The 21,146-nt window shown below is 64.7% G+C and carries 18 protein-coding genes; 7 read left to right on the top strand and 11 right to left on the bottom strand.

Features of this window, described 5'->3' with window-relative positions; genetic code table 11:
* The first annotated feature begins 53 nt into the window (after nucleotides 1–53).
* Together hslO and BX591_RS02280 are read left to right on the top strand one after the other, a co-directional pair.
* Nucleotides 54–1,004, top strand: coding sequence for an Hsp33 family molecular chaperone HslO (gene hslO / locus BX591_RS02275; RefSeq protein WP_111929095.1), 951 nt, complete (start codon nucleotides 54–56; stop codon nucleotides 1,002–1,004).
* A 204-nt stretch (nucleotides 1,005–1,208) separates the two neighbouring features.
* Nucleotides 1,209–1,595, top strand: coding sequence for a hypothetical protein (locus BX591_RS02280; protein WP_111929096.1), 387 nt, complete (start codon nucleotides 1,209–1,211; stop codon nucleotides 1,593–1,595).
* Nucleotides 1,596–1,722: 127 nt separating this feature from the next.
* Here BX591_RS02280 and ftsB read toward each other — a convergent pair whose 3' ends face one another.
* The 10 genes from ftsB to BX591_RS02330 all read right to left on the bottom strand — a co-directional run bounded on the left by ftsB (nucleotide 1,723) and on the right by BX591_RS02330 (nucleotide 13,706).
* A complete protein-coding gene (ftsB, locus tag BX591_RS02285; RefSeq protein ID WP_111929097.1) occupies nucleotides 1,723–2,157 on the bottom strand; it encodes a cell division protein FtsB in 435 nt (144 codons plus the stop codon).
* 108 nt (nucleotides 2,158–2,265) lie between these two features.
* Nucleotides 2,266–3,549, bottom strand: coding sequence for a phosphopyruvate hydratase (gene eno, locus BX591_RS02290; RefSeq protein WP_105506912.1), 1,284 nt, complete (start codon nucleotides 3,547–3,549; stop codon nucleotides 2,266–2,268).
* A 182-nt stretch (nucleotides 3,550–3,731) separates the two neighbouring features.
* The gene (kdsA, locus tag BX591_RS02295) at nucleotides 3,732–4,586 is read right to left on the bottom strand and encodes a 3-deoxy-8-phosphooctulonate synthase (protein WP_111929098.1); all 855 of its coding nucleotides are present in this window, start codon (nucleotides 4,584–4,586) and stop codon (nucleotides 3,732–3,734) included.
* Complete coding sequence (locus BX591_RS02300; RefSeq protein WP_111929099.1) at nucleotides 4,583–6,256, bottom strand: CTP synthase; 1,674 nt, start codon at nucleotides 6,254–6,256, stop codon at nucleotides 4,583–4,585. Before BX591_RS02300 ends, kdsA begins: the two co-directional genes overlap by 4 nt.
* A gap of 171 nt (nucleotides 6,257–6,427) precedes the next feature.
* Nucleotides 6,428–7,225, bottom strand: a complete 798-nt coding sequence (locus BX591_RS02305; protein ID WP_111929100.1) for an alpha/beta fold hydrolase — start codon at nucleotides 7,223–7,225, stop codon at nucleotides 6,428–6,430.
* Between the two features lie 88 nt (nucleotides 7,226–7,313).
* The gene (locus BX591_RS02310; RefSeq protein ID WP_111929101.1) at nucleotides 7,314–10,184 is read right to left on the bottom strand and encodes a ComEC/Rec2 family competence protein; all 2,871 of its coding nucleotides are present in this window, start codon (nucleotides 10,182–10,184) and stop codon (nucleotides 7,314–7,316) included.
* 124 nt (nucleotides 10,185–10,308) lie between these two features.
* Complete coding sequence (locus BX591_RS02315; RefSeq protein WP_111929102.1) at nucleotides 10,309–11,097, bottom strand: TatD family hydrolase; 789 nt, start codon at nucleotides 11,095–11,097, stop codon at nucleotides 10,309–10,311.
* 75 nt (nucleotides 11,098–11,172) lie between these two features.
* Complete coding sequence (lolD, locus tag BX591_RS02320; protein WP_176343035.1) at nucleotides 11,173–11,916, bottom strand: lipoprotein-releasing ABC transporter ATP-binding protein LolD; 744 nt, start codon at nucleotides 11,914–11,916, stop codon at nucleotides 11,173–11,175.
* Nucleotides 11,909–13,162 (bottom strand): lipoprotein-releasing ABC transporter permease subunit, encoded by a 1,254-nt coding sequence (locus BX591_RS02325; protein WP_111929357.1) that lies wholly within the window; start codon nucleotides 13,160–13,162, stop codon nucleotides 11,909–11,911. Before BX591_RS02325 ends, lolD begins: the two co-directional genes overlap by 8 nt.
* A gap of 280 nt (nucleotides 13,163–13,442) precedes the next feature.
* Entirely contained in the window at nucleotides 13,443–13,706 is a 264-nt protein-coding gene (locus tag BX591_RS02330; RefSeq protein ID WP_167444486.1) for a hypothetical protein, read from the bottom strand.
* A gap of 146 nt (nucleotides 13,707–13,852) precedes the next feature.
* Between BX591_RS02330 and BX591_RS02335 the strand changes: the two genes are divergently transcribed.
* From BX591_RS02335 to BX591_RS02355, 5 genes are all read left to right on the top strand, one after another.
* Nucleotides 13,853–15,067, top strand: coding sequence for a regulator (locus tag BX591_RS02335; protein WP_111929105.1), 1,215 nt, complete (start codon nucleotides 13,853–13,855; stop codon nucleotides 15,065–15,067).
* 42 nt (nucleotides 15,068–15,109) lie between these two features.
* A complete protein-coding gene (gene recJ / locus BX591_RS02340; protein ID WP_111929106.1) occupies nucleotides 15,110–16,816 on the top strand; it encodes a single-stranded-DNA-specific exonuclease RecJ in 1,707 nt (568 codons plus the stop codon).
* A gap of 163 nt (nucleotides 16,817–16,979) precedes the next feature.
* Nucleotides 16,980–18,084 (top strand): peptide chain release factor 2 gene (gene prfB / locus BX591_RS02345; protein ID WP_111929107.1). Its coding sequence is split into 2 segments (ribosomal slippage): nucleotides 16,980–17,060 and nucleotides 17,062–18,084, totalling 1,104 coding nucleotides; the frame shifts between segments, so codons are not numbered across the junction.
* A gap of 135 nt (nucleotides 18,085–18,219) precedes the next feature.
* Entirely contained in the window at nucleotides 18,220–19,746 is a 1,527-nt protein-coding gene (gene lysS / locus BX591_RS02350) for a lysine--tRNA ligase (protein WP_111929108.1), read from the top strand.
* 363 nt (nucleotides 19,747–20,109) lie between these two features.
* A complete protein-coding gene (locus BX591_RS02355) occupies nucleotides 20,110–20,829 on the top strand; it encodes a glycine zipper 2TM domain-containing protein (RefSeq protein ID WP_111929109.1) in 720 nt (239 codons plus the stop codon).
* Nucleotides 20,830–20,946: 117 nt separating this feature from the next.
* Here the strand turns inward: BX591_RS02355 and iscX are convergent, their stop codons facing one another.
* A complete protein-coding gene (gene iscX, locus BX591_RS02360) occupies nucleotides 20,947–21,144 on the bottom strand; it encodes a Fe-S cluster assembly protein IscX (RefSeq protein ID WP_035546481.1) in 198 nt (65 codons plus the stop codon).
* Nucleotides 21,145–21,146: the final 2 nt, after the last annotated feature.

Genomic DNA, 21,146 nt, shown 5'->3' on the forward strand with positions numbered 1-21,146 from the left:
GCACGGCGCGCACGGCGCGGCATCAGGCCGCGTCATTCGACCGAGGAAAAGTTGTGAGCGACCAGTTGCAAAAATTCATGTTCAGCGCGGCGCCGGTGCGCGGCGAGATCGTTTCGCTGCGCAATACCTGGCAGGAAGTGCTGACGCGCCGCGATTACCCGGCGCCCGTGCGGACAATCCTGGGCGAAATGATGGCCGCGTGCGCGCTGCTGTCGGCGAACCTCAAGTTCAACGGCACCCTCATCATGCAGATTTTCGGCGACGGTCCGGTGAAGATGCTGGTGGTCCAGTGCGGCTCCGATCTGTCCATGCGCGCCACCGCCAAGCTGTCGGGCGAGTCGGCCGAAACGATCGACGAAGCCACCAGCATGATCGATCTGCTCAACGCGAGCGGCCACGGCCGCTGCGTGATCACGCTCGACCCGGCGGACAAACAGCCGGGCCAGCAGCCGTATCAAAGTATCGTGCCGCTGTCGGGCGTGGACGGCCCGCTCAAGTCGATGGCGGAAGTACTCGAACACTACATGCACCACTCGGAGCAGCTCGACACGCGCCTGTGGCTCGCGGCGAACACGGAGCGCGCGGTCGGCATGCTGCTGCAAAAGCTGCCTGGCGACGGCGGCATCGTCCCGCATCCCGGCGAACTGGACGCCGATACGTGGGAGCGCGTCTGCACGCTCGGCGGCACGCTGTCGCAAGACGAGTTGCTGAAGGAAGAACCGGAAACCGTGTTCCGCCGTCTGTTCTGGCAGGAAAACGTCCAGCACTTCGAGCCGGCTCAGGCACGTTTCGAATGCGGCTGCTCGCGTGAAAAAGTCGGCTCGATGCTGAAAATGCTGGGCCGCGAAGAAGTGGACAGCGTGATCGAAGAGCGAGGTCACGTAGAGATTCATTGCGAGTTCTGCAACCAGCGCTATGAATTCGATCCGGTCGACGTGGCGCAACTTTTTGTCGCCAATGCGCTCTCACAAGGAGTGTCGCCGGCGGCCGACCAGCGGCACTGAAACGGCTGACCGACGCAGGCTTTCACGCTCTGTCGAGCGAGGGTCGGCAGCCGGTTTATCACCGGTGTTTCACGACAGTAAAATAGCGCGCCGCTGGTTGCCTTTGCGAGGTTCCGGGGCGCGCTTTTTTGATCATTGTGTTGAAGCATTGGCTGGCCATGCTGCAAATCATTTGCCCACGCGTCCGGCCGATGGAGATCGAACATGAATAAAACCGTTTTGTTGACCCGCCACACGCGCCTATTCGCGTTGCTGACCGTCGTCGCCGTCAGCGCCGCATTGACCGGCTGCGTGATGGACCCACCGGGGCCGTCGCCGATTTATAGCCGTCTGCCGGCCGACCAGTCGGGCGTAGCCGCCACTGCCCAGCCGCTCACGCCTGAAGAGCGTCAGCGCTACGACGCGATCGACCAACAGGTCATGACCGAGCAGAATCAGGCCATTGCCGCCGAAAATGCGGCGCAGGCGTGGTCGCGTTACTACTCGCCGCAACCGGTCTCCGTGTACGGCAGCTATTACGGCGGTGGTGGTTGGGGACGTGGCTGGGGTACGGGCGTCGGCGTCGGGTACTCGCCGTACTGGGGTTGGTGAACGCTTTGCCTGACGGCGCCCACGTGCAGATGCATCGCCCAAAGAAAAAGCCGCGTTTAAGCGGCTTTTTTCATGCTCATGACGAATCGCACTCAGCGGGCATTGATCGCGCGCTGCGCGACCAAACTCAATGCGCGGGCTTCTTATCTTTCGCCGCGCTCTTCGCACCGTGCTTGCGATCCGGCTTCGCGCGCGACTCCGGATTCGGCACCACATGCAGCGGCGCAGCCGAGACCTCGCCACGCGTCGACGTGGTTGCCGACGGCGTGTTCGCGGCCGGCAACGGCGCGTTCGGCGACACGAACTGCACGAACACCTCGCCGTCTTTGACCATGCCCATTTCGTAGCGCGCCCGCTCTTCCACCGCGGCCGTGCCGTTCTGCAGATCCTGCACTTCGCCCTGAATACGCTCGTTACGCACTTTCGAATCGGCGTTCTTCTGCAGTTGCTGCGCCAGTTGCTGTTGCAACTCGTGCACGCGCAACCAGCCGCCGTGTCCCCACCAGAGCGGGTACTGGATCAGCGCCAGCAGAACGATCAGGACAGCAGTGACAAGCCGCATGAAGTAAGCACAATAAATACGCGCCGCCCTGCGCTATACGCAGGGCGGCGAGGTCAATCAGAAACGAAGGGTAACCGGCGCATCGGTCAGCGCTAGCGAGCGATGCATTTAGCGCAGATTGTAGAACGCCGACTTGCCCGGGTAGCTTGCGATATCGCCGAGGTCTTCTTCGATACGCAGCAACTGGTTGTACTTCGAGATGCGGTCGGAACGCGACAGCGAACCCGTCTTGATCTGACCGGCATTCAGGCCGACCGCGATATCCGCGATCGTCGAATCTTCGGTTTCGCCCGAACGGTGCGAGATCACGGCCGTGTAGCCGGCGCGCTTGGCCATTTCGATGGCGGCGAACGTTTCCGTCAGCGTACCGATCTGGTTGATCTTGATCAGGATCGAGTTGGCGATGCCCTTCTCGATGCCTTCCTTCAGGATGCGCGTATTGGTCACGAACAGATCGTCGCCGACCAGCTGGACCTTCTTGCCGAGTTTCTCGGTCAGCGTCTTCCAGCCTGCCCAGTCGCTTTCGTGCATGCCGTCTTCGATCGAGACGATCGGGAACTTGTCGGCGAGGTTCGCCAGGTAATCCGCGAATTCCGTCGACGACAGTTGCAGGCCTTCGCCGGCCAACTGGTACTTGCCGTCGTGGTAGAACTCGCTCGCTGCGCAGTCGAGCGCCAGCAGCACGTCTTCACCCGCGCGGTAGCCCGCTTTTTCGATCGCTTGCAGGATGGTCGACAGGCATTCGTCGTTGCTGCCGAAGTTCGGCGCGAAACCGCCTTCGTCGCCCACCGCCGTGCTCATGCCACGGTCCGACAGGATCTTCTTCAGCGCGTGGAACACTTCGGCGCCGCAGCGCAGCGCTTCGCGGAAGGTCGGCTGGCTGACCGGCACGATCATGAATTCCTGGATGTCCAGGCTGTTGTTCGCGTGCGCGCCGCCGTTGACGATGTTCATCATCGGCACCGGCAGTTGCATGGCGCCCGAGCCGCCGAAGTAGCGGTACAGCGGCAGGCCGGCTTCTTCAGCGGCCGCCTTCGCGACGGCCATCGAGACAGCCAGCATCGCGTTCGCGCCGAGGCGCGACTTGTTGTCGGTGCCGTCGAGTTCCAGCAAGGTCTTGTCGAGGAAAGCCTGCTCGGAAGCGTCGAGGCCCATGATCGCTTCGGAGATTTCGGTGTTGATGTGCTCGACAGCCTTCAGCACGCCCTTGCCGCCGTAACGGCCGGTTTCGCCGTCGCGCAGTTCGATCGCTTCACGCGAACCGGTCGACGCGCCCGACGGCACCGCAGCGCGGCCCATCGTGCCCGACTCGAGCAGCACGTCGCATTCGACGGTGGGGTTGCCTCGCGAATCGAGAATCTCTCGACCGATGATATCTACGATAGCACTCATGGTTTCCTCAAGAAATGACGTTGAATTCTTTACTGTGACACTGTACCAGGCGCATATCGCGATGCAGAAAACCGGTCTCCCCGGCCACCTGCTTGCGCGCCGATACGTTCGACGACCATTACGTGCGTTCGCCTCGTATCACGATTATCCGTACCGATCGTGACACCCGCCGAACGCCTGAATCAGTTGAAATTGCTTTCGAGGAACGGCGCGCGCTTGACGGCCTGATCGAGCGTAACCAGCGTCTCGAGCAGATCGGCCATGCGATGCAGCGGCACGGCGTTCGGACCGTCCGATTTGGCTTCGGCCGGATTCGGGTGCGTCTCCATGAAGAGCCCCGACACACCGACCGCGACCGCGGCACGCGCCAGCACCGGCACGAACTCGCGCTGGCCGCCCGAACTGGTGCCCTGCCCGCCCGGCAACTGCACCGAGTGGGTCGCGTCGAACACGATCGGCGCGTGGGTTTCGCGCATGATCGCCAGCGACCGCATGTCCGACACCAGGTTGTTATAGCCGAACGACACGCCACGTTCGCACGCCATGAAGCGGTCTTCCGACAGACCGGCTTCACGCGCGGCATCGCGCGCCTTGTCGATCACGTTCTTCATGTCGCCCGGTGCGAGAAACTGGCCTTTCTTGATGTTGACCGGTTTGCCCGAACGCGCGCAAGCGTGAATGAAGTCCGTTTGACGGCACAGGAAAGCGGGCGTTTGCAGCACGTCGACCACCGACGCGACCTGCTCGATCTCGTGCTCGGCGTGAACGTCGGTCAGCACCGGCAGACCGAGCTGGCGCTTCACTTCCGACAGAATCCGCAAACCTTCGTCCATGCCCAGACCGCGGAACGACTTGCCGCTGCTGCGATTGGCTTTGTCATACGACGATTTGTAGATGAACGGAATGTTCAGCTTCGCGCAGATTTCCTTCAGCCGGCCCGCCGTGTCGATCGTCATCTGTTCGGATTCGACGACACAGGTGCCTGCGATCAGGAAAAACGGCTTGTCGAGCCCGATTTCGAAATCGCCCAGTTTCATGCTTTCTCCCCGACTTCGGCCGCCGCGCGGGATTGCTGACCCGCGAGCGCCGCTTCGACGAACGACTTGAACAGCGGATGGCCGTCACGCGGCGTGGACGTGAATTCCGGGTGGAACTGCACGCCGACGAACCACGGGTGCATGCTGCGCGGCAGTTCCATCATTTCCGGCAGATCTTCACTCGGGGTACGGGCGCTGATGATAAGGCCGCCGCCTTCGAGTTGGGGCACGAAGCGGTTATTGACTTCATAACGGTGGCGATGGCGCTCGTTCACATCCTTGCCATAGATCTCTTCGGCCATCGTGCCGGGCTTGATCGGGCAACGCTGAGAACCGAGGCGCATGGTGCCGCCCAGATCGGATTCTTCGGTACGCTTTTCGACCTTGCCTTCGCGGTCGTACCACTCGGTGATCAACGCGACCACGCGGTTCTCCGTTTCCGGATCGAACTCGGTGCTGTTCGCGTTCTTCAGGCCGACCACGTCGCGGGCGAATTCGATCACGGCCAGTTGCATGCCGAGGCAGATGCCGAGGTACGGCACCTTTGCTTCGCGCGCATAGCGGATCGCGGCGATCTTGCCTTCGGTGCCGCGACGGCCGAAACCACCCGGCACGAGCACGGCATCGAGATGCTTGAGGCTATCGACGCCGTGCGTCTCGACTTCTTCCGAATCGATGTACTCGATGTTGACCTTGGTCGACGTGTGCATCGACGCATGGCGCAGCGCTTCGATCAGCGACTTGTACGACTCGGTCAGATCGACGTACTTGCCGACCATGCCGATCGTGACTTCGTGCTTCGGATGCTCGAGCTTGTCGACCAGACCGGACCACATGGACAGGTCCGCCGCCTTCGGCGAGAGCTTGAGCTCTTCGCAGATGATCGCGTCCAGGCCCTGGTCGTGCAGCATTTGCGGAATCTTGTAGATGCTGTCGGCGTCCCACACGGAGATCACCGCGTCTTCCGGCACGTTCGAGAACATCGAGATCTTGGCGCGCTCGTCGTCCGGAATGCGGCGGTCGGCGCGGCACAGCAGCACGTGCGGCGAAATGCCGATTTCGCGCAGCTTCTGCACGCTGTGCTGGGTGGGCTTGGTCTTCAGTTCGCCGGCCGTGGCAACCCACGGCACCAGCGTGAGGTGCACGAAGCACGCGCTGTTGCGGCCCATGCGCAGGCTCATCTGACGGGCGGCCTCGAGGAACGGCAGCGATTCGATATCGCCCACGGTGCCGCCCACTTCGACGATCGCGACGTCAGGCTCGCCGCAGGTGGCCGATGCCGCGCCACGTTCGACGAACGCCTGGATTTCATTCGTGATGTGCGGAATGACCTGCACCGTCTTGCCAAGATAATCGCCCCGGCGTTCCTTGCGGATTACCGATTCGTAAATCTGGCCAGTCGTGAAGTTGTTGGCCTTGCGCATCTTCGTGCTGATGAAGCGCTCATAGTGGCCAAGGTCGAGGTCAGTCTCTGCTCCGTCTTCCGTAACGAACACTTCGCCGTGTTGAAACGGACTCATCGTGCCGGGGTCGACGTTGATGTACGGATCGAGCTTGAGGAGGGTGACTTTAAGACCGCGCGATTCGAGGATCGCGGCGAGGGAAGCGGCGGCAATACCCTTGCCGAGGGAAGATACTACGCCGCCGGTGACGAAAACATATTTGGTCATCGCTGGATGCTCGCGGGAAAAACGGATTATACCGTAAAGCAGGGTCTCAACCCAGCAAAATCCGAGCGACATCTGTACGTGACTGTGTCATGACGGCGGCACTTGCGCCGCGCCGATCATGCACCGTTTTTCCGTCATGGCGTTATCGAGGCCTACCGCCTCCGGTCGAACTCACCGCTCCAGCTCGCGCAACATCCGCTGCACGGCGCGGGCGGTTTCGAGCGGTTTTTCCATCGGATACAGATGGCTACCCTCGATCCACTCGACATGACCGCCGGTCGCGCGTCGGGTCGCGTCGAGCCCGGCCTGGCGGATTTCCTTCGAGCGCGTGCCGGCGATGAAGCCCACCGGCACCGGCGCGCCCCGGGCGAGCCGCGAGCCGAGCGTATGCGGCAAGGTCTTGTAGATCTGATATTCGGTACGGCGGTCGAACGCCAGTGCCCGCGCACCGTCCACGGACGTTTGCGGGATGCCGAAGTCGATGTAATCGGACAGCATGCGTTCGTCCCAGCGCGCGAACGCCGGCTTCGAATGAAAGTGCCGCCACGCCTCCTCGCGGCTCGCCCACTGGGTGCGCCGCGTGCGGGTGGCGGCTGCGGGCGACAGGCGCTCGTCGAGACCGGTCCATTGCGACACGCGCAGCATGCTGCTGCGCCAGCCGGCGATCACCGGCGAATCGAGCATGACCACGCCCCTCACCCACTGCGGCTTTTTCAGCGCGGCCATCAGCGACAGATAACCGCCGAGCGAATGGCCCACCAGCCACACCGGCCGCTCGTACGCGCGACCGACGTCATCGAGCAGTTGCTCGACCAGATGCGGCCAGTCCTGCGTCACCGGATAACGCGCGTCGTGACCGATACGCTCGATGGAGCGCAGCTCGTAGTCGTCGGCGAGTTCGGCGAAGATCGTCCGGTAGGTCGACGCCGGGAAACCGTTCGCGTGCGAGAAGTGAATGATGTTTTTCAACTGCGGCTATCTCCGTTCTGTTTTTTCGTGCGGGCCAGTGGCCGGCCGCTGTTCGACGCTCCGGCCAACGCTCCCGCCGACGATCACGTTAGCGATCCATCCAGTAGCGGTGCCGCACCTCGCGATAACGCTCGAGCGTCAAGGTGGCGCCTTGCGTACCCGAGCCGGTTGGCGCTTCACGGCCGGGATCCACATCGACTTCGACGCGCACCGCGCCGTCCGCGTCGCTGCGCCCAAGCTCGATCCGCCTTGCCCGGTAGCGCTCGAACACACCCGCGTCCGGATGATGAAAACGGTTGCGATAGCCTACCTGAAATAGCGCGACGAGCGGCTCGATAGAGTCGAGGAACGGCTCGGTCGAGGAGGTCTTGCTGCCGTGATGCGGCACGACCAGCACCTGCGCGTGCAATGCGTCGCGGGCGCGGGCGAGCAGCACGCGTTCGACCGGCGCCTCGATGTCCGCCGTCAGCAAGGCCGAGATGCGCGGAGCCGGCGTTTGAACGGGCGCGGTGGAAAGGCTTGCCGAAGCGTGGACCGACGCGCCGTCCGGTGCAACCAGCGACGCGGCAGATCGCGGGGCCGCGCCTGAAGCGCCCAACGAATCCGATCTTGGCTCGTCCGACGCTCCGAGCGTACTCACCCGCAGCACACAACTATGCGCGTTCGGCTTGCCTTGCAACGGCCCGGCGTCCGGCCACAACATCGCGAACTCGATGCCGTCCCACTGCCAGCGCTGCCCCGCCCCGCAAGGCAGCGTGTCGGCGCCGTGCTGCTTCGCGTTCGACCACAGCGCGTTCTCCGGCGCCAGCGCCGCCACCATTTGACTCACCTCGATGGCGTCGAGCACCGCGGGCGCGCCACCAGAATGGTCGGAATCGGCGTGGCTGACGATCAACGTATCGAGCGCGTTCACGCCACGCGCCTGCAAAAACGGCACCACCACGCGCTCGCCCGCGTGCGTCGATTCCGGTCCCGGACCGGCGTCGAACAGCAAGGTGTGATGCGCCGTTTCGATCAGCACCGAGGTGCCTTGACCGACATCGAGCGCGGTCAGACGAAAACCACCCGGCGCAGGTCCATTGGCCGGCGGCAACAGCAGCGGCAACCAGGTGAGCGGCGCGGCCCAGCGCAACGGCCAGCCGCGCGGCGCGAGACACCAGAGCACACCGACCGCCGCCGCGCCGAGCGTCCAGGCGTCCGGCTGCGGCAGCCGCCACAGCGCCCAGGCTGGACCGGACAGCACCTGCAACCCCGACGCCAGCCAATCGAGCAACGTGTGCGCGCCCTGGAACGCGTAGCCATCGAACGGCGCCGGCAGCGCGACGCCGGCCAGCACCGCCGGCGTGACGAACAGGCTCACCCACGGAATCGCAAACGCGTTCGCCAGCGGGCCGATCAGCGGAATCTGCGCGAACCAGTAGACCGTCAGCGGTGCGAGCGCGACGGTCACTGCGAACTGCACGTGCGCGGCGCTGCGCAGGCGTTGCGCGAAAGCCCGGGCACGGCGGCGCAGATCGGCGCGCAGGCTCGACCAACGGCTCGACGCGGTGTCGGTGTCGGTGTCGGTGTCGGCGTTGGCTTCGTCGCCCTCTTCCGCACGACGCTGTTCGTGATCCTGCATACGCGGCCGCCCCGACACCGCGAACAGAATCGCCGCCACGGCGCAGAAGGACAGCCAGAATCCCGCCGACGACACCGCCCACGGATCGATCAGCAGCACCAGTCCCAGCGCCCACGCCAGCACCATCGAACGGGCGACATGACGGCCAGTGACAAACGCCAGCGCGAGCACGCCGGCCATCCATAGCGCGCGTTGCGCCGGCACGTTGAAACCGGCCAGCGCGGCATGCAAGCCTGCGAACAGCGCGCCTGCCGCCGCCGCAACGATCTGCGCGGGCAGCCACAACGGCCCGTGGCAGCCGAGCCAACCCGAGCGGCGCCACAGCACCCCTGCCAACCACCCGGCGAGACCCGCGGCGAAGCCGATGTGCAGACCCGAAATCGCCACCAGGTGACTCGTGCCGGTGCCGCGCATCAGCAGCCAGTCCGCCTTGCTGACCTCGTCCTGGGCGCCGATCGCCAGTGCCACGACGATGCCGCGATGCGGCGCGTCGGCGAGCACGGCGCCGATCCGTGCGCGCAAGGCCGCGCGCCAGCGATCCACGGTGACGCTCACACCGTGCGCCGCGCCCGGCAAGCGCAAGGCCGACGCCGGTGTGCTCACGTAGCCGGTCGCTCGCACGTTGCGGGCGAGCAGGCTGGCCTCGGCGTCGCGCACGCCGAAGTTCGCGTTGCCGTGCGGACGTTTGAGGTGCACCGTCAAACGCCAGCGCTGACCCGGTTCGAGCGCAGGCGGCGGCGCTTCCTGAGCGATCCATGACAATTGAATCACGCGTGGGAAGGGGGCGATCGGTGCGTCGGCCGCCTCGACCTCGAATAGAAAGCGGGCGCCCTTTTCGTCGCGCGACGGCAGGCCCTTGATGCTGCCGGTCACGGCGATGTCGCGGCCCTCCCACTCGCTCGGCAAGCTCACCGCGAGCCGGACTTCGGCGCGCCATGCGGCATAGCCGAAGCCTGTGCAGATTGCCGCGCACCAGATACCGGTCCAGATGACAAAGGTCCGTAGGCGGGCGTTGCAACGCGTGACGCGTAAGTGGAGGTTCCATGCGCGAGTCCGCATCGCGGACCATGTTGAGGTCCGCTTCGAAGTGCTGGACTTGGCCGCGGCAGTAGCCGAATCCGTGGCCGCAGTCGTGGCCGTGGCAGTCGCTAAAGCCGGAGCGGCGGCCCTGGCCCTAGCCCCAACCGACGCCCCACCCCCACGCCATCCCCAAACCGCAACGCCCAACCCCACGCTGCACATTACCGCCAGCCCAAGCCAAACCCACCACCCCGGCAACGTCGACTGCCGCTGCAACCCGATCACGCCCAACGCAAATCCGCACCACCACGCCCGCATACCCCCTCCGCCCAGCCGTCGCCGGACGACTCAACATCAACACTCAACGCCCGACGAACAGGCATCGGCAAGCCCGCCGGACGGGGATGTCGCCCAGCGCGAACCCTTCGAATCAACGCGTTAATTATGCAGAGGAAAGTGCCAGCCGCGGCAACGCGGCGAGCGCGTTAGCCGTTGTGCCTAGGGCGGCTTCGTCGGCGCTCATGCCGCGCAGTTGCGCGAGGCCCGCGCCGATCGCGGGAATCTGGTCCGGCGAGTTGCGCTGTTTATAGATCCACGAGGGCGCAATGTCCGGCGCATCGGTTTCGACGACCAACGCATCGAACGGCAATTGCTCCGCGAGACGGCGAATCTGCCGAGCGCGCTCGAACGTCAGATTGCCGCCGAAGCCGAGATGCATGCCCTGATCGAGATAGGCTTGCGCCTGCTGAAAACTGCCGTTGAACGCGTGCGCGATGCCGCGATGAATCTGCTGCCGCCGCAGCCCCGCGATCACCTGATCCTGCGATTTGCGCACATGGCAAATCACCGGCAGATCGAATTCGCGCGCGAGTTGCAGCTGTCCGTTGTAGAAAAACTGCTGGCGCGCATCGTCGAGACCGTCGACGAAATAATCGAGCCCAATCTCGCCGATGCCGACGAACAAAGGATCGGCGAGACTCGCCTCGATCTCCATGCGCAGCAGATCGAGGTCGCTGTCCTGCGCGCTCGGCGTGAACAGCGGATGAATGCCGAGCGCGTAAGCGCCGCCTGCGACGCGATGCGCCAGCTCGCGCACCGCCGCGAAATTCTGCCGGCCGATCGCGGGAATCACGATCCGCCCGACGCCCGCCGCGCGCGCCGCCGCCGCGACGGCATCGCGGTCGGCGTCGAATTCGGATGCGTCGAGATGACAGTGGGTATCGATCCACATGGCGTATCGGACTATGCGCGCAGCGTTAGACGATCAAACGATCAAACGATCAGATGGCCGGTATGCCGAGGCCGCTCAAACCGGCACCGGCGGCTCTTCATACAGCACGCCTTCGCGCAGCCGCATGATGCGGTCGCAACGTCCGGCCAGTTCGGGATCGTGCGTGACGATCACGAAGCTGGTCTCCATGGTTTGCGACAGTTCGAGCATCAGGTTGAACACGGTATCGGCCGTGCCGCCGTCGAGGTTGCCGGTCGGTTCATCGGCGAGCACGCAGGCGGGTTGGGTCACCAGCGCTCGCGCAATCGCGACCCGCTGACGCTCGCCGCCCGACAACTCGCCCGGCCGATGTTTCGCGCGATGCCCCATGCCGACCCGCTCCAGCACCGCGAGCGCTTCGCGGCGCGCGACTTCGGTCGTCACGCGGCGAATCCGCAGCGGCATGGCGACGTTGTCGAGCGCGGTGAATTCCGGCAGCAAATGGTGGAACTGATAGACAAAACCCAGCGCGCGATTGCGCAGGTCGTTGCGTTCGCGCTCGGAGAGTTTCGTGAATGGCTTGCCCATCACGGACACCTGACCCGCGCTCGGATCGTCGAGCCCGCCGAGCACGTGCAGCAACGTGCTCTTGCCCGAACCCGACGCGCCGACGATTGCCAGTTTCTCGCCGCGCCGTACGCTCAGTTGCGTGTTGTTGAGCACCTGCACGTTCAAGCCGCCCTGCACGAACGCTTTGGAAATACCGGTTGCTTCGAGCACGTACGGATACGGCGCGTTGTCCTGAGAAGTCATGGGTAAAGTGGCGGTTCGGTCATTCATAGCGCAGCGCCTCCGCCGGGCGGACTTTCGCACCGCGCCAGCTCGGGTAAAGCGTTGCCAGCGCCGACATTGCGAAGGCGATGACGCCGATCCGCGCGACGTCGGCCGGAATCAGTTCGGACGGCAATTCGTTGATGAAGTACACCGACGGCGGCAGGAATTGCACGCCTAGCAGATGCTCGATCATCGGCACGAGCCATGGAATGCTCCACGCGATCAGGCAGCCGAGCGCGACGCCCGTGGCCGTGCCGATAAAGCCGATCGTCACGCCCTGCACCACGAAGATCTTCATGATCGAGCGAGGCTGCGCGCCGAGCGTGCGCAGAATCGCGATGTCGGCCTGCTTGTTGGTCACGGTCATGACCAGCGACGAAACAAGATTGAACGCCGCCACCGCGATGATCAGCGTGAGGATGATGAACATCATGCGTTTTTCGATCTGCACCGCCGAGAACCAGGTCTTGTTCTGCTGCGTCCAGTCGCGAATGTACAGGTCGCCGGACAAGGTCCGGGCGAGCTGGTGCGCCACTTCCGGCGCGCGCTGCATGTCGGTCAGGCGCAAGCGCACCCCGGTCGGCGCGGGCAGCCGGAACAGCGCCTGCGCGTCCTTGATGTTGATCAGCGCGAGCGTGCTGTCGTACTCGTAATGCCCGGACTCGAAGATGCCCACCACGGTGAACTGCTTCAGCCGCGGCAGCATGCCGGCGGGCGTGATGGTGCCTTCGGGCGCCACCAGCGTGATCTTGTCGTTCACCTGCACGCCGAGATTGGTGGCGAGATCGGCGCCCAGCACGATGCCGAAGTCGCCCGGCACCAGCGCGTTCAGACTGCCGCCTTTCATCTCCTTACCGATGTCGGACACCTGCGGCTCCAGCGACGGCTCGACGCCACGCAGCGCCACGCCGCTCACGGCGTCCTGGCGCGTGAGCAGCGCCTGCGCCTCGACGTACGGCGCCGCGCCGATCACTTCCTTGTTCTGGCGCGCTTCCTGCGCGGTCAGTTGCCAGTTGGGCATCGACCCGGTCGGCGAAAAAATTTCGACGTGCGCCAGCACCGACAACATGCGGTCGCGCACCTCTTTCTGGAAACCGTTCATGACCGACAACACGACGATCAGCGCCGCGACGCCGAGCGCGATGCCGGACATCGACACCAGCGCGATGAAGGAGATGAAGCCGTTACCGGTCGTGCGTTTGCCGGCGCGGGTGTAGCGCCAGCCAATCTGCCATTCGTAGGGAAATTTCAAGCGAATCCTTTTCTGCGTTCTTCGGCTTTGTGCCGCGCACGCGGGCGTGAAGCGCCTGTCGTGCGGCCCGAGCGTCGTGATCATTGGTGTCGCGGCGACGCGGATGGTTCCGGTACGGCGCGCCGGCTTGTAGCAATGCGCGCGCCACGGCTCACCGCCGCCGCTGCGTGCCGCCTCCCGTGTTGCCTGAAAGCCGGCCGCAGCGGTCGTCGCCGCCGATCAAGCGCGAAGTTTGCCATACAATCCCGCGGACTCGCCGACTCCGGCCTCGCGGCCGCCGCTAAAGCAGGTTATAGCGCCCGCGCAGCCCGTTGATAATGTCCGCGGCGGCTTTGCTGGCGACGCCGCGCGCATCGGCGTCGCGGCGGTCGCGGTGCAGATGGCTGATGTCCCAGTTGCAGCCCGCGTCGTCTTCCACGGTTTCGTGAAAGCCGGTCGGAATCCAGCCTGCGGTGGCCGGGTCCGCATCGAGCGCCTTGACGACCAGCGCGAGCAGTTCCTGCTCGCTTTTGAGTTCACGCGGCATACCCGTCTCCCTCTTCATGGGCGCGGTTCCGCCGCGCGCGGCTGTTGCGACGCCTGGGCAGCGGCGCAACGGTCGACCGCTCGTCGCGATCCGTCGAACGGCAAGGTAATGGTCCGCGATGCAGGGTCGGCGATGGTCTGAATACTCGCACTCTTTGCCCTACAATGCGCAGCATCATGCACGCCAACCGTCTCCATCTTCTTCTCCCCTTCGCGCTGCCCGCCGCAGCGGACGCCGCCACCGCGCTCCACGACATCCAGAGTCCCGCTCTCGACCGGCTGATCGCCCGCGCGACGCTGGTGGAACGCGTGGTCGGCGAAGACTTTCAGCGCACGCTGCCGCACGAGCGTTGGGTGGCGCGGCAATTCGGCGCGCTGCCCAGCGGCGCTGCCGCCGCCGACGAAGCGCCGCTCGCCCCGTACATGCTGCGCGCCGACGGCGGCGACCCCGGCACGGCGACATGGGCCTGCGTGCAACCGGTGCATGTTCGCATCGCGCATGACCATCTGGTGCTGATCGATCCCGCCTCGCTCGATTTGTCCGACGACGAAGCCGCCGCGCTGCTCGCGGTCGCACGGCCTTTGATCGAAGAACTCGGCGTGCGCATCGAAGCACCGCGACCGGCGCGCTGGTATCTGTCCGGCGAGGGTTTCGGCACCTTGGCGGGCGCCTCGCCGCTGCGCGCAAGCGGCCGCAACATCGAAATCTGGCTGCCGCACGAGGCGCATTCCGGCGAACGGTCGCGCGCGTGGATGAAACTGCAAAACGAAGTGCAGATGGCCTGGTTCGAGCATCCGGTCAACGAAGCGCGCGAGGCGCGCGGCCTGCCGGCAGTGAACTCGATCTGGTTTCACGCGCAAGGCGCGGTGCAGCCGGTGCGCAGTCCGTTTGCGCGGGTTCTTTCGAACGCGGTGGCCACGCGCGGTCTGGCGATGACGGCGGGCGTGGAAACCGGCGCGCCGCCGGCTTCGTTCGGCGCGCTGCGAAGCGCGGCTTCAACTGGCGAGTCAGCCCTAACGGCCGCTGCGACGAATGCATCGGGTGCGCCCGACAAGGCCGGCGCCGCGCCGACCGTATCGCGACCTCAAGCGCACGCCGCGGCGAACCCGGATGGCGCGGCCGTCGGCATCACGCTCGTCGAACTCGATCCCTTCTCCGCGCCCTACATCGAGCAGGACTGGGCACGCTGGAACGACGCTTTCGCCGCGCTGCAAACCGACTGGTTCGACCCCGCGCTTGCGGCGCTGCAATCCGGCGAACTCAGCGAACTCGGCCTGACCCTGTGCGGCGACACCGGCTCGGTGACGCTCACGGTCACGCGCGGCGACCTGCGCAAATTCTGGCGGCGGCGGGTGCTCGCGTCGCTCTTCATCGAATGATTGAATGCATCGAACTGATCGCATGACCCACGGCCTCTCCGAATGACTCGAATCGTTACGCGCACCTGCTCCCCCGTGGACGCCGAAGTGCTTACCCGCCACGGCCTGCACCCGGTGCTCGCGCGTCTCTACGCGGCGCGCGGCGTGTGCATGCCGGATGAAATCGAAATCGGCCTCGCACGGCTCATCCCGCCCGCCGGCCTCAAAGGCTGCGAAGACGCCGCCGCGCTGCTCGCCGACGCGATCCAGCAGAAGCGCCGCATGCTGGTGGTCGCCGACTACGATTGCGACGGCGCCACCGCCTGCGCGGTTGCGGTGCGCGGCCTGCGCATGTTCGGCGGACAGATCGACTATCTGGTGCCGAACCGCTTCGAATACGGCTACGGCCTGACGCCGGAGATCGTCGCGCTGGCCGCGCGCAACCCGTCAGGCAAACCGGAACTGCTGATTACCGTCGACAACGGCATCGCCAGCGTCGACGGCGTGGCAGCGGCCAACGCGCTCGGCATCGACGTGCTGGTCACCGACCACCATCTGCCCGGCGACGAATTGCCGGCCGCCCGCGCGATCGTCAATCCGAACCAGCCGGGCTGCACGTTCCCGAGCAAGTGCATTGCCGGGGTCGGCGTGATGTTTTACGTGCTGCTGGCGTTGCGCGCGGAATTGCGGCGGCGCGGCGCGTTCGGCGACGACTTTCCGGAGCCGCGTCTGGACGGTCTGCTCGATCTGGTCGCGCTCGGCACGGTCGCCGACGTCGTCAAGCTCGACGGCAATAACCGCGTGCTGGTCGCGCAGGGCCTGCAGCGCATCCGCAAAGGCAAGATGCAGCCGGGCATCGCCGCGCTGTTTCGCGCCGCCGCGCGCGAGGCGCGCAGCGCGTCGGGCTTCGACCTCGGCTTCGCGCTCGGGCCCCGGCTGAATGCGGCGGGCCGCTTGTCGGACATGTCGCTCGGGATCGAATGCCTGACCACCGACGACATCGGCCGCGCATGGGATCTCGCGCAACAACTCGACACGATGAACCGCGAGCGCCGCGAAATCGAAGCCGGCATGCAGCAGCAGGCGCTCGAGGATCTCTCGGCCATCGACCCGGAAGGCGCGACCACCATCACGCTGTTTAATCCGTCGTGGCATCAGGGCGTGATCGGCATCGTCGCGGGTCGTCTGAAGGAAAAATTCCACCGCCCTTCGTTCACCTTCGCGCTCGCCGACGACAGCGGCCAGACCGTCAAAGGCTCGGGCCGCTCGATTTCGGGCTTCCACCTGCGCGACGCGCTCGATCTGATCTCGAAGCGCGAGCCGGGCCTGATCGCCAAATTCGGCGGCCACGCCATGGCGGCGGGCCTGACGCTCGCCGCCGCCGACGTCCCGCGCTTCACCGCCGCGTTCGAGGCGGTCGGCCGCGAATGGCTGTCCGCGGAGGCGCTGTCGCGCACCGTGGAAACCGACGGCGAACTCGAAGACGCCTACTTCACGCCGCAATTCGTCGACATGCTCGACGCCGCCGTGTGGGGCCAAGGCTTCCCGGCGCCGGTGTTTTCGGGCGAATTCGACGTCGCGTCGCAGGCGCTGGTGAAGGACAAGCATCTGAAGCTGCAACTCGTGCGCGGCCGCCAGCGCTTCAACGCGATCTGGTTCAACCACACCGACACGCTGCCCGCGCGCACCACCGTCGCTTACCGGCTGGCGAGCGATACGTGGAACGGCGTGTCGCGCGTGCAGTTGATCGTCGAGCACGCGGCGAGCTGAACAGGCCGATCGAGCCGTGGGCACGCCGCTCGCGGTCCCGCTCGAAAGCGCGAAATACTCCGCAAAATCAACCCCAAACCCGCGCCGGATCGCTCAAGAGTGATCGGCGCGGCACGCCGATCGGCTATAATTTCCCCTTTTTACGAAGCTATAAAAGATCGACATGGAAGCGGAACGTCTCAACGCGATCGAAGCCTCTCTGGTGGACCTGCGCACGCGCGCGGCCGACCTACGGGGGTATCTTTGACTACGACGACAAAGCACTGCGTCTAATCGAAGTCAACCGGGAACTCGAAGACCCGAACGTCTGGAACGACTCGAAACACGCCCAGGCCCTCGGCCGGGAAAAAAAGCTGCTGGACGACACGGTCGGCAAACTCACGTCGCTGCACGACGACCTGCGCGACGCGCTCGACCTGTTCGAAATGGCCCGTGAAGAAGCCGACGACGAAACGCTGATCGCCTGCGAAACCGACGCGCAAGCGCTCGAGGCACGCGTCGGCGACATGGAATTCCGCCGCATGTTCGCGAATCCGGCGGATCCGAACAACGCGTTCCTGGACATCCAGGCCGGCGCCGGTGGCACCGAGGCGTGCGACTGGGCCTCCATGCTGCTGCGCCAGTACCTGCGCTACTGCGAGCGCAAGGGCTTCAAGACCGAAGTGCTGGAACAGACCGAGGGCGACGTCGCGGGCATCAAGAACGCCACGATCAAGATCGAAGGCGAATACGCGTACGGCTTCCTGCGCACCGAAACCGGCGTGCACCGCCTCGTGCGCAAGTCGCCGTTCGACTCGTCGGGCGGCCGTCATACGTCGTTTTCGTCGGTGTTCGTGTACCCGGAAATCGACGACTCGATCGAAGTGGACATCAACCCGGCCGATCTGCGCATCGACACGTACCGCGCGTCCGGCGCGGGCGGTCAGCACATCAACAAGACCGACTCCGCCGTGCGTATCACGCACATGCCGTCGGGCATCGTCGTGCAGTGCCAGAACGACCGTTCGCAGCACCGCAACCGCGCCGAAGCCATGGCCATGCTGAAATCGCGCCTGTACGAAGCGGAAATCCGCAAGCGTCAGGAAGAGCAGGACAAGCTCGAGGCCGGCAAGACCGACGTGGGCTGGGGTCATCAGATCCGTTCGTACGTGCTGGACAACAGCCGTATCAAGGATTTGCGCACCAACGTCGAAATCAGCAATACCAAGAGCGTGCTCGACGGCGACCTCGATCCGTTCATCAGCGCAAGCCTGAAACAGGGTGTTTAAGCGCACGCGGCGCGGCAGTGCGTTGGGTCATGCCCTGCACTGCCGCGCCGCATCTTTTTACCGCCTGAGGTTTTTACACTGACTGGCCACCCGCATGTGGGGCGTTCCCCGCGGGTCACCGAACTCCAAATCATCATGACCGAACCGACCCAGCCGAATGCGGCGCCCGAAGGCGACGACAACAAGATCATGACCGAGCGCCGCGAAAAGCTGCGCGAGTTGCGTGAGCAGGGCGTCGCCTATCCGAACGATTTCCGCCCCACCCATCACGCCGCCGATCTGCAAACGCAGTACGCCGAGACCGACAAGGAAACGCTCGACGCGAATCCGCTCGAAGTCGCGATCGCCGGCCGCATGATGCTCAAGCGCGTGATGGGCAAGGCCAGTTTTGCGACCGTGCGCGACGGTTCGGGTCAGATCCAGTTCTTCATCACGCCGGCCGACATCGGCCAGGAAACCTACGACGCATTCAAGAAGTGGGACATGGGCGACATCGTCGCCGCGCGCGGCGTGCTGTTCCGCACCAACAAGGGCGAGTTGTCGGTGCGCTGCACCGAACTGCGTCTGCTGTCGAAGTCGCTGCGCCCGCTGCCGGACAAGTTCCACGGTCTCGCCGACCAGGAAATGAAGTACCGCCAGCGCTACGTCGACCTGATCGTCACGCCGGAAACGCGCGCCACCTTCGTCGCGCGCACCAAGGCGATTGCGTCGATCCGCAAGTTCATGTCCGAGGCCGACTTCATGGAAGTCGAAACGCCGATGCTGCACCCGATCCCGGGCGGCGCCGCGGCCAAGCCGTTCACCACGCACCACAACGCGCTGGATATGCAGATGTTCCTGCGCATCGCGCCGGAACTGTATCTGAAGCGCCTCGTGGTCGGCGGCTTCGAGCGTGTGTTCGAGATCAACCGTAATTTCCGCAACGAGGGCGTCTCCGTGCGCCACAATCCGGAATTCACGATGATCGAGTTCTACGCGGCGTACACCGATTACAAGTGGCTGATGGACTTCGTCGAGCAACTGATCCGCCAGGCGGCGATCGACTCCCTCGGCACCGCCACGATCACCTATCAGGGTCGCGAACTCGATCTGGCCAAGCCGTTCCATCGCCTCACGATCACCCAGGCGATCCAGAAGTACGCGCCGCAGTACACGAACGAGCAACTGGCCGACAGCGACTTCCTGCGTACCGAACTGAAGAAGTTCGGCGTGGACGCGTCGAAGCCGCAATTCCTGAACGCGGGCGTCGGTTCGCTGCAACTGGCGCTGTTCGAGGAAACCGCCGAGTCGCAATTGTGGGAGCCCACCTACATCATCGACTACCCGGTCGAAGTGTCGCCGCTCGCGCGCGCGTCGGACGCGGCACCCGGCATTACCGAGCGTTTCGAGCTGTTCATCACCGGCCGCGAAATCGCCAACGGCTTCTCGGAGCTGAACGATCCGGAAGACCAGGCCGCCCGCTTCAAGAAGCAGGTCGACCAGAAAGACGCCGGCGACGAAGAAGCCATGTTCTACGACGCGGACTACATTCGTGCGCTGGAATACGGCATGCCGCCGGCCGGCGGTTGCGGGATCGGCATCGACCGTCTGGTGATGATGCTGACCGACAGCCCGAGCATCCGCGACGTGATTCTGTTCCCGCATCTGCGTCGCGAAGACTGAGCGTCGCGCGCCTGCGGGCGCCGATGCCCGCGTCTGGCAAGCAGCAAAGAAACGCCCGGTCAAAACACCGGGCGTTTTTTATGCCGCAGCGCAAACCCACGGAAAACTCGCTGAAAGCGGCTGCCGCAACGGCTGACGGTTTGTAACCGTCGGTAAAATCTGCCCATGGCGCGCTATGCGCGCCGCCCGCGCGATCCCGGCAAACGCCGAAGAATCAAGGCGCCTGGCAGGTGGCACGCGCCTTTGACGCCGTTTGGGTACGATGATTGCGTGGTGTTCGTTACAAATTGAAACCCTCGCGGAATCGATTTGCCCGACACTGAGTCTCAATAACAGTCGACTCTGCTAGAGACGGAGGCCAACATGGACAACCCGAACCAAACCACGCAGCAACGCCGTATCCACCCCCTCGTCGCCACGGCGGCGGGCGCAGTCATCATCGCGAGTCTCGTCGCCACCGCGGCCGTCACGGGCGTGTTCCCGAAAGCGTCCAGCAACGGTTCGCAGAGCGACCAGACTCAGGCTGCGCAGATCACGACCCAACCGGGCGTGGTCGACTCGGCGGCACCGGCTAGCCCGTCGGCGCAGGCACAGCAAGCACAACAGTCCGCCCAGCCTGTGCAGCAGGCTCAGCAACCGGCGCCGAGCGCGCCCGTGCCCTCGCCCGCGCAGCAGCAACAATATGCTCAACAGCAGCAGGGCCAAGCCGCTCCGCAATACGCGCAGCAGCAGACGGCACAACCGGCGTACTGCTCCAACTGCGGCACGGTCGTGGCGATTTCGGCGGTACGTCAGGAAGGTCACGGCACCGGTATCGGTGCGGTCGGTGGCGCAGTGGCCGGCGGCCTCGTCGGCAATCAGTTCGGCGCCGGCGGCGGACGTACCGCGATGACGGTGCTCGGCGCACTCGGCGGCGGTTTCGCGGGTAATTCGGTCGAGAAGCACATTCGCAGCACCACCGCGTATTCGGTGCGCGTGCATATGGAAAGCGGCAAGACGCGTTACTTCACGTACCACGAAGCGCCGCCGTTCCAGCAAGGCCAACGCGTGCGGATCGAGAACGGTACGCTGGTGGCAAGCTAGCCGTAGACAACAGCCCAAGCTTTTGCCAGGTTTTTCAGACTTTCCGGCAAGCGCAAAAAAAGGCGATTCCAGATGGAATCGCCTTTTTCTATTTACCGCCAGTAAGGTGAAACGCGATCAATAATCCGCGTCTTCAATCCATGCAGCCTGAATTGCCTCGAGGATCTTTTCGTTCGACCGGTCAGGATCGTCGTCGAATCCTTCCAGCTCCATGACCCAGCGGTGCAAATCGGTGAAGCGCACCTGCTGCGGATCGATGTCCTGGTGCTTGTCAGTCAGGGCCATCGCGATGTCTTGCGTATCGGTCCACTTCATGG

This window comes from Paraburkholderia bryophila (assembly GCF_003269035.1).
GTDB classification, from domain to species: domain Bacteria; phylum Pseudomonadota; class Gammaproteobacteria; order Burkholderiales; family Burkholderiaceae; genus Paraburkholderia; species Paraburkholderia bryophila.